Raw genomic sequence first — 8,949 nt, 5'->3', positions numbered from 1 at the left:
TACTCCACTGACCACCACCACTTCACGCTGCGTCATGAAAGCTCCTTTGTCCCGTTGTTAAACTTCGCCCCACAGGTCGTGGCCATCGGCGCCAGTGATTTTTACCGACACGAAGTCGCCCGCTTTAAAACCTCGCGCACCACGCGTGCGCCGAGATCGGTCGGGCTGAAGTCTTTCAGCGCACCGCCGAAATCGCCGATTGCAGTCCGTACTCCACTGACCACCACCACTTCACGCTGCGTCATGAAAGCTCCTTTGTCCCGTTGTTAAACTTCGCCCCACAGGTCGTGGCCATCGGCGCCAGTGATTTTTACCGACACGAAGTCGCCCGCTTTATATCGTTTGGACGCTTTTTTCGCCGGTTCGATATACACCACGCCATCGATCTCGGGCGCATCCGCCGCAGTACGTCCGACGCCGCCTTCGGCGCTGAGTTCATCGACGAGCACTTTCAGCGTCTTGCCCACCTTGCGCTTCATGCGTTCCGCCGATAATTCCTCGGCCAGTTCCATGAACCGCGCACGGCGTTCCTCGCGGACTTCGTCGGGCAGCGCGCCGTCGAGATCATTCGCCGTCGCGCCTTCGACCGGCGAATACGCGAAGCAGCCGACCCGATCCAGATCAGCGATACGAATGAAGTCCAGCAGCGTCTGGAACTGCTCTTCCGTCTCGCCCGGGAATCCCGCAATGAACGTGCTGCGGATCGTGAGGTCCGGGCACATTGCGCGCCACTTCTGCACGCGTTCGAGCACTTTCTCGGCGTTCGCCGGGCGCTTCATGCGCTTGAGCACTTCGGGATGTGCATGCTGGAACGGAACGTCGAGGTACGGCAGCACGTGCCCTTTCAGTGGTCCCTCCGCCATCAAAGGAATCACTTCGTCCACGCTCGGATACGGATACACGTAATGCAGGCGGACCCACGCGCCATATTGCGCCGCGAGTTCGCCCAGCGCGCCGACGAGGTCCGTCATGCGTGTCTTGACCGGCTTGCCGTTCCAGAAGCCGGTACGGTATTTGACATCGACGCCATAAGCGCTCGTGTCCTGCGAAATCACGAGCAGTTCCTTGACGCCGGATTTGAAAAGGTTTTCCGCTTCGAGCATCACGTCGGCGATGGGACGCGAGATCAGGTCGCCGCGCATCGACGGGATGATGCAGAACGTGCAGCGGTGATTGCACCCTTCCGATATCTTCAGGTACGCGTAATGGCGAGGCGTGAGCTTGATCCCGGCCGGCGGCACCAGATCGATGAACGGATCGTGCGGCTTGGGCAAGTGCTGATGCACGTGGATCATGACTTCGGCCGTCGCGTGCGGGCCGGTCACGGCCAGCACTTTCGGATGCACTTCCTCGATCAGGCCCGTGCCGCTGGCGCTCTTTTTCGCGCCGAGACAACCGGTCACGATCACTTTGCCGTTTTCATGCAGCGCTTCACCGATGGCGTCGAGGCTTTCCTGCACGGCTTCATCAATAAAACCGCACGTGTTCACCACGACGAGATCGGCGCCATCGTAGGAGCTGGAAATCTCGTAACCTTCGGCGCGCAGTTGCGTGATGATTTGCTCGGAGTCGACCAAAGCCTTGGGGCAGCCGAGGCTGACAAAGCCGACTTTAGGCGCCGAATGAGCCTTAGCCGTTGTTTCTAAATGATTTTTCACGGGACTTCCAGATGTGGGGCAGGCCGGGACCGCAACTCGAGTCAAGCGGTTTAGGCCAATCCGATATTTTACCCGCAGACGAGCGCGTGTACGTTCGACGAGATCGAACCGGTGAGAATGACGGCGGTATGCGCAAGCTTTTGCGGGATGGACGGCCGAGCTTGCGTCTCACTGTTTGAGACGGTCAGCCAAGTGGCTTGATCTCAAAGGGGCCGTATCCTGCCGTATCCTGTTATGTCTTCGCGCCTGGTGTAGCGCGGCCGGTCAAGTAGCGAGGCATACCGGATCGCACAAGCCGAGGGCCGCACGCTGACCGACCGGTGTTGCATCGTCGAATCCCATAGCGCGCTCGATCACTTCAAGAATGTCATACGCATCATGCAGGCGCCGAATTGCTGCGTGCAGCTCGGCAGCCTGTGGCCAGGTCCGCTTGAGATAGCCGAGCCACATCTTGACGCGGCCGTGCTCATGACGGGATGCAACCCGGAGTTGCAGTTTTCTAAGGTAATCGGCAATTTGACCCAGCACGGCCGGCCATTCGTCGTCGGAAGGCGTCCGGTCCATCAGTCCGCAGATACGCAAAGCCAGGAACGGGTCCGAGACAGCGCCCCGCCCGATCATCACGTCCGTGCATCCGCTGACCGCACGGCACGCCTCCCAGTCGGCTACGGTCCAGACTTCTCCGTTGGCTACGACCGGTACGTCCACGGCGGCGTCGATACGCGCGATCCATTCCCAGTGCGCCGGCGGCCGATAACCATGGTCCCGCGTTCTGGCATGCACCACGAGGGAGGCAGCGCCGCCCTCCGCCAGCGCCGTGGCGCATTCGATCGCGAGCGAAGTATCGGAGACGCCAAGCCGCATTTTTGCCGTCACGGCAATGCTGCGAGGGACTGCTGCACGAACGGACGAAACAATCCGGTGCAACTGTTCAGGGTGCGCCAGAAGCATCGCGCCGCCACCGTGCCGGTTGACGATCTTTGCGGGACAGCCGAAGTTCAGATCGATGCCATGAGGCGACAGACTGGCCGCCGTAGCCGCATTCAACGCCATCCATTCAGGATCGCTGCCGAGCAACTGGATCACCATCGGCGTGCCGTTGGGTGTTCGGCCTCCGTGGAGGACTTCAGGCGTCTCTCTCTCGTAGACACCCCGGGGAAGCACCGACCCCGTCACCCTGATGAATTCGGATACGCAGCCGTCGAATCCGCCGGTGCTGGTCAGCACATCGCGCAGCACGTAGTCTGCGAGCCCTTCCATGGGCGCAAGAAGCAGCCGGCTCATGCGAAAGCCTCGCCTAAGCAGCGTCTGCGAATTTTACAGGCGTCCAAGTGAACTCAACCCCACCTTGGGCACAGCGGGATTAGCGATCAGGGACATTTTTTACTCTAGTGATGTAAGTGACGTATGGCTTGCGGCAAGCCGGTCTGGCACGAAGCTGACGAGCCGGGCAGCGCGCGCGCTGCCGCTGGCGTCACCACTGGAAAAGCAGGACGAAAGACGCTCGGAAGAGAAAGACCCAGCGCGGCTTTCGCCACAAGGCGACTGTTCGCCCAGGCGCCGCACCGCAAACCGTTATTCTACTGTGAGCCAGGATTGGCTCACGGACGGCGTCAACCCGTCGGGTTCTGTTACTTCTTCTCCCCCGTCCCACTCGCGCCCGGCGGATTCGGAAACGGAAACGTGCTGAACATCGATTTCGCCTGGTTTTGCATCTGCTCCTGCATCTGCACGAACATGTTCTTCGACTGCTCGATATAGCTCGTCATCATCCCCTGCATCATCGGCGCCTGCATGTTCATGAACTGTGACCACACTTCCGGGTTCAGTTGCGTCCCGTTCCCGCCATCGATCAAACCCTTCGACTGATCGGTGAGCTTGTGCTGGATATCGATGAACGCCTGGATATTCTTCTCCAGGTACGTGCCCATCATTCCCTGCATGGCGTTGCCGTAGAAACGGATGATCTGCGAAAGCATGACCGATGAAAACATCGGCAGCCCGCCGCTCTCCTCCTCCAGGATGATCTGCAGCAAGATGCTGCGCGTCAGGTCCTCGGACGACTTGGCGTCCATCACCTTGAACTCTTCCTGATCGAGCACGAGCTGCTTGACGTCGGAGAGCGTGATGTAGGTGCTGGTTTCGGTATCGTAGAGCCGGCGATTCGGATATTTTTTTATGAGCCGTTCAGCGGATTTCTTTGTAGTGGTCATGTAACGCCTTTAAACGCAAAACTCAAACTGTGCCGGCGGACTTCATGCGCTTTGAGCGCCGGGAAGCCGCCGGTTCGTAGTGGGCGCCGGGGTCGGAAGGTCAAGCCATCCGCGGCACGGCGCGCAAGGTCTCCACGTTCTCTCGCGCGCAGTGCCTCGCGCCCTCAACCCATGTGCAGGCCGCCGTTCAGCGAGAAGTCGGCGCCGGTCGAGAAACCCGATTCCTCCGATGCCAGCCACGCCACGATCGACCCGATTTCCTCAGGCCGCCCAAGCCGGCGGACCGGAATGGTCGCGACGATCTTTTCGAGCACGTCCGGGCGGATCGACTTAACCATGTCCGTGCCAATGTAGCCCGGCGAAATGGTATTGACCGTCACGCCCTTGGTCGCCACTTCCTGCGCGAGCGCCATCGTGAAGCCGTGAATGCCGGCCTTCGCCGTCGAATAGTTCGTCTGGCCAAACTGCCCTTTCTGGCCGTTCACCGATGAAATATTGATGATGCGCCCGAAGCCGCGCTCGACCATGCCGTCGATCACCTGCTTGGTCACGTTGAAGAGACTCGTCAGGTTGGTATCGATAACCGCGGTCCAGTCCTCATGCGTCATCTTGCGGAACACCACGTCGCGCGTGATGCCGGCGTTGTTCACGAGGATGTCGATCTCGCCGACTTCGGCCTTGACCTTGTCGAACGCATTCTTGGTCGACTCCCAGTCGCCCACGTTGCCTTCCGACGCGATGAACTCGTACCCGAGCGCCTTCTGTTCCTCGAGCCACTTGACCCGGCGCGGCGAATTCGGTCCGCAACCCGCGACGACCGTGTAGCCGTCCTTGTGCAACCGCTGGCAGATGCTCGTGCCAATGCCACCCATACCGCCCGTTACATACGCTACTCGTTTAGTCATTGCTCGCTCCGTTTATCGTTATGCGCGCTGGTACAGCGCACCGTGCCCGCTCGCACGGCCTCCCTACGGGCGCTCGAGTGCAAGCGCCACGCCCATGCCGCCGCCGATACACAGCGACGCCAGCCCTTTCTTTGCATCCCGTTTCTGCATTTCGTGCAGCAGCGTGACCAGGATCCGCGCGCCGGACGCACCAATCGGATGGCCGATCGCGATTGCCCCGCCGTTCACATTCACTTTCGATGTATCCCAGCCCATCTGCTGATGCACCGCGAGCGCCTGCGCAGCGAACGCTTCGTTGATTTCCATCAGGTCGAGATCGCCTGCAGACCAGCCCGCGCGTTCCAGGCACCGCTTCGATGCCGGCACCGGACCCATGCCCATGATCTTGGGATCGACGCCCGCATTCGCGTACGCCTTGATGCGCGCGAGCGGCGTGAGGCCGAGCGCATCGGCTTTTTTCGCGGACATCACGATCACGGCTGCAGCGCCGTCGTTCAGGCCGGACGCATTCGCCGCCGTCACCGTGCCTTCCTTCGAAAACGCCGGTTTCAGCGATGCAAGCGACTCGGCCGTCACGCCGTGGCGCACGAATTCGTCGGTGGCAAAACGCACGGGGTCGCCCTTGCGCTGGGGAATCTCGACGGGCACGATTTCATCGTCGAAACGGCCGGACTTCTGGGCCGCTTCCGCCTTGTTCTGCGACAACGCAGCGAACGCGTCCTGGTCCGCGCGCGAGATGCCGTATTCCTTCGCGACATTTTCTGCGGTCACGCCCATGTGGATGGAGTTGAACGCATCCCACAGGCCGTCGACGATCATCGAATCGATCAGCTTGGCGTCGCCCATGCGAAAACCATCGCGCGAACCCGGCAGCACGTGCGGCGCCGCGCTCATGTTCTCCTGTCCGCCTGCGACCACGATGTCGGCATCGCCGGCAATGATCGCGTTTGCCGCGAGCATCACGGCCTTCAGGCCCGAGCCGCACACCTTGTTGATGGTCATGCCCGGAACCGAATTCGGGAAGCCCGCCTTGATCAGCGCCTGACGCGCTGGATTCTGGCCGGAGCCGGCCGTAAGCACCTGGCCGAGGATCACTTCGCTGATCTGCTCGGGCTTCAGGTTCGCGCGCTCCAGCACCGCGCGCAGCACGATTGCACCGAGATCAGGCGCGGCGATCTTCGCCAGCGACCCGCCGAATTTGCCGACTGCCGTGCGTGCAGCCGATACGATCACTACGTCTGTCATTTCCGTTTCCTTTGATAATCGAAAGTGGTAGCCCGCTTCGGGAAGCCTGCTTGACCCTTTGTCTGACGATGCACGCGGCGCTCCGGAGAGCGTGCGCGTCGCGTGTAATTACTCGCCTACTGTTGACCTGTCGCAGTTGAAATGCAATCAGGTCTGGTCCGCATGCCGGTCACTGGTCCCGCTGCAGGACGTAGCGTCCCGGCGCCGGCTCGATCACCGCGAAATCTGCTGACCCCAGTTCCGGCTTCGGCTTTACTTTCTTGCCGCCGTGTCCATCGAGCCAGGCGGTCCAGGTTGTCCACCAGCTTCCCGGATGCTCGGTCGCGCCTTCGAACCAGTCGTCTGCGTTCTCGGGAAGAGTCTTATCGGTCGTGTCCAGCTTCCAGAAGCTGCGCTTGTTTTTCGACGGCGGATTGATCACGCCCGCAATATGCCCCGATGCGCCGAGCACGAACGTCTGCGGGCCGGTGAGCAACGGCGCCGATGCGTAGGCCGCCGTCCACGGCACGATGTGATCCTCGCGCGAGCCATACAGGAACGTGGGCACGTCGATCAGCGACAAATCCACCGGTTCGCCGCAGGCGGTCAACTCGCCGGGATTGCGCAGGCGGTTTTCCAGATACGTGTTGCGCAGATACCAGACGAACATCGGCCCGGGAAGATTGGTGGAGTCGCTGTTCCAGTAAAGCAGATCGAACGCTTGCGGCGTGCGTCCCTTGAGGTAGTTGTCGACCACGTAGTTCCACACCAGGTCGTTCGGGCGCAGATACGAGAACGTGTTCGCAAACTCCACGCCGCGCATCAGGCCCGCCGGCGTACCGTCTTTTCCGCCGATGGTCTGTTCGCGCATCTTCACATGCTGTTCATCGATAAACACATCCAGCACGCCCGTATCCGAGAAATCGAGCATGGCGGTGAGCAAGGTCATCGATGCCGCCGGATGTTCCCCGCGCGCGGCCAGCACGGCCAAGGCCGTCGCGAGCATGGTGCCACCCACGCAGAAGCCGAGCGTGTTGATCTGCTCGCGTCCGCTGATCTGCTTCACCACATCGATAGGCGTAAGCACGCCCTCGTCGATGTAATCGTCCCACGTCTTGTGAGCAATCGATGCATCCGCATTGCGCCACGAGATCATGAAAACCTGATGACCGGCATCGAGCGCGTGGCCGACGAGCGAACCTTCGGGCTGCAGATCGAGGATATAAAACTTGTTGATGCAAGGCGGCACGATCAGGAGCGGCCGCTCGCGCACCGTCGCGGTATGCGGCGTGTACTGGATCAATTGCAGCAGGTCGTTCTCGAACACGACCGAACCCTGGGTGGTCGCGATGTTCTTGCCGACCACGAAGCCCGATTCATCGCTTTGCTGGATCTTGCCGCGCTGCATGTCCGCGAGCAGATTCATCATGCCTTTCTGCAGGCTCTCGCCGCGACTTTCGATCAACGCCTTCTGCGCATCCGGATTCAACGCAATGTAATTACTCGGCGATGCTGCCGCCGCCCACTGCTGCACGGCGAAGCGAATGCGCTCGCGCGTCTTGGCGTCGCCCTCGACCGCTTCCGCAAGTTCCTGCAGATAACGCGCGTTAAGCACATACCACGCGGCCGCGAACGCAAAACCCGGTGTGGCTTGCCAGGCGGCGCCGCTGAAACGCCGGTCTTTCAATGTCGACAAAACGATGCTTTGCGCGCCCGCCTGCTTCATCAGTTCCGTGGCGTCGCGCGAGAAACTCGCCTGCAATTCCTGCAGGCGTTGCGGCGCAATCGCGGCCGTCGGAATCTTCGGCATGGCCGGCATACCGGGCATCGACGCAAACATGGATTGAATGTTGCCGTTACCGCCGGGAAAACCCGCAAAGCCAGGGATGGCGCCGAAAGCCGCAAACGGATTAGCACCCGGCGCGCCCGATGACCCGGCATTGGCTTGTGCCGAGAGCTTTTGCCACGACGAAGGATCGGCGACTGAACGCCATGTGTTGAGCCATTGCTCGAACATCTTTTGCATGGCGGCGGGGTCCGCACCTGGCACGCCGGACGGCGTGTTCGCTGCTGTATCCGCAGCCCCGGCTTTACCCGAAGGACGCGACGAACCCGATGAAGATGAGGAAGAAGATTTGGAGGCAGCCATATCCGCGTTTGACCTAAGCGTCCCGAAAGACTGAGTTGCTGATAGAGGCGTGACGTGGAGCCGCGTCGGATTCATCGCGAGTGAGGTGCCGGGGGTTCAAACGCCCGACGAACGCCCGACCGCGATGATGTGACTTTGCTTACGCCGTGCGCTTTTGTGAAACATTCTTGCTCCACGGTGCAAGGCGTGTCAATGCGTCACCTTGATTTTGACGCAGTGCGATATTTTTTTCATCATCGTTTTCCCGATGTAATCAAAGGTCCGGACAATGAATTATGTTGCGCAACATATAAGTCGCGATAACGCCTTAATGGCGAGCAAGAAATGCGCACTTCTAAACGCGCGCTGGCCGGGTGAAAAGTTCAGTTGGCAAGCCAGATCATGGCGGCCATACGCCCGGTTGTCCTTTCGCGCCGATACGAAAAGAAACGCTCAGCTTCCGTAACCGTACAGTGCGTTCCGCCGTGGACGTGCTGCGGTGCAACGCCCGCCAGTTCGAGCCGCAAACGCGCAAGCGCATAGATATCAGCGAGATATTTGTGTTTCTGTTCGCGCGGCGCGAAGGCGGCCATGACTGCGTCGCGATGCGCAGGACTGGCGGCGCTTACAAACGCATCGAGCACATCTTCGCCGACTTCGAATGCGCTTGGACCAATTGCCGGTCCAAGCCATGCATGCAGCGTTTCCATGCGAGCGCCTGCGAGACTGGCGACGCGCATCGCCGTCTTCTCCACAATGCCGCCGGGCGCGCCCACGGCACGGCGCACGCGGGGTGGCGCGGACTTGCTGGCGGCATTGTA

7 protein-coding genes and 1 pseudogene are annotated in these 8,949 nt (G+C 60.8%); all 8 read right to left on the bottom strand.

Going from position 1 to position 8,949, the window contains the following annotated elements; genetic code table 11:
* Positions 1-116 precede the first annotated feature (116 nt).
* Positions 117-245, bottom strand: a pseudogene (locus tag ACRXB1_RS23025) (thiolase family protein); the annotation flags it as partial.
* Positions 246-266: 21 nt separating this feature from the next.
* Entirely contained in the window at positions 267-1,658 is a 1,392-nt protein-coding gene (rimO, locus tag ACRXB1_RS23020; protein ID WP_061999516.1) for a 30S ribosomal protein S12 methylthiotransferase RimO, read from the bottom strand.
* 264 nt (positions 1,659-1,922) lie between these two features.
* Positions 1,923-2,942 (bottom strand): tRNA dihydrouridine synthase, encoded by a 1,020-nt coding sequence (locus ACRXB1_RS23015; protein ID WP_449493326.1) that lies wholly within the window; start codon positions 2,940-2,942, stop codon positions 1,923-1,925.
* Between the two features lie 347 nt (positions 2,943-3,289).
* Entirely contained in the window at positions 3,290-3,871 is a 582-nt protein-coding gene (gene phaR / locus ACRXB1_RS23010; protein ID WP_449493325.1) for a polyhydroxyalkanoate synthesis repressor PhaR, read from the bottom strand.
* Positions 3,872-4,035: 164 nt separating this feature from the next.
* Complete coding sequence (locus ACRXB1_RS23005; protein ID WP_061999519.1) at positions 4,036-4,776, bottom strand: 3-ketoacyl-ACP reductase; 741 nt, start codon at positions 4,774-4,776, stop codon at positions 4,036-4,038.
* Between the two features lie 63 nt (positions 4,777-4,839).
* Positions 4,840-6,021, bottom strand: a complete 1,182-nt coding sequence (locus ACRXB1_RS23000) for an acetyl-CoA C-acetyltransferase (RefSeq protein ID WP_061999520.1) — start codon at positions 6,019-6,021, stop codon at positions 4,840-4,842.
* A 169-nt stretch (positions 6,022-6,190) separates the two neighbouring features.
* Positions 6,191-8,026 carry a class I poly(R)-hydroxyalkanoic acid synthase gene (gene phaC / locus ACRXB1_RS22995; protein ID WP_449493324.1) on the bottom strand — a complete coding sequence of 612 codons (1,836 nt, stop codon included), beginning with the start codon at positions 8,024-8,026 and terminating at the stop codon, positions 6,191-6,193.
* Positions 8,027-8,511: 485 nt separating this feature from the next.
* Positions 8,512-8,949 (bottom strand): polyphenol oxidase family protein (locus ACRXB1_RS22990; protein WP_449493323.1); only part of this gene is annotated, 438 nt, incomplete at its 5' end.

The organism is Caballeronia sp. M23-90 (assembly GCF_053574605.1).
The sequence above is the reverse complement of the archived record's forward strand: the minus strand, read 5'-3'. Positions and strand labels throughout refer to the sequence as shown.

What these genes read in the sequence shown, in the direction of transcription:
- phaC (WP_449493324.1), bottom strand. Translation starts at nt 8,026, where the DNA reads ATGCAAAAGATGTTCGAGCAATGGCTCAACACATGGCGTTCAGTCGCC.
- ACRXB1_RS23000 (WP_061999520.1), bottom strand. Translation starts at nt 6,021, where the DNA reads ATGACAGACGTAGTGATCGTATCGGCTGCACGCACGGCAGTCGGCAAA.
- ACRXB1_RS23005 (WP_061999519.1), bottom strand. Translation starts at nt 4,776, where the DNA reads ATGACTAAACGAGTAGCGTATGTAACGGGCGGTATGGGTGGCATTGGC.
- phaR (WP_449493325.1), bottom strand. Translation starts at nt 3,871, where the DNA reads ATGACCACTACAAAGAAATCCGCTGAACGGCTCATAAAAAAATATCCG.
- ACRXB1_RS23015 (WP_449493326.1), bottom strand. Translation starts at nt 2,942, where the DNA reads ATGAGCCGGCTGCTTCTTGCGCCCATGGAAGGGCTCGCAGACTACGTG.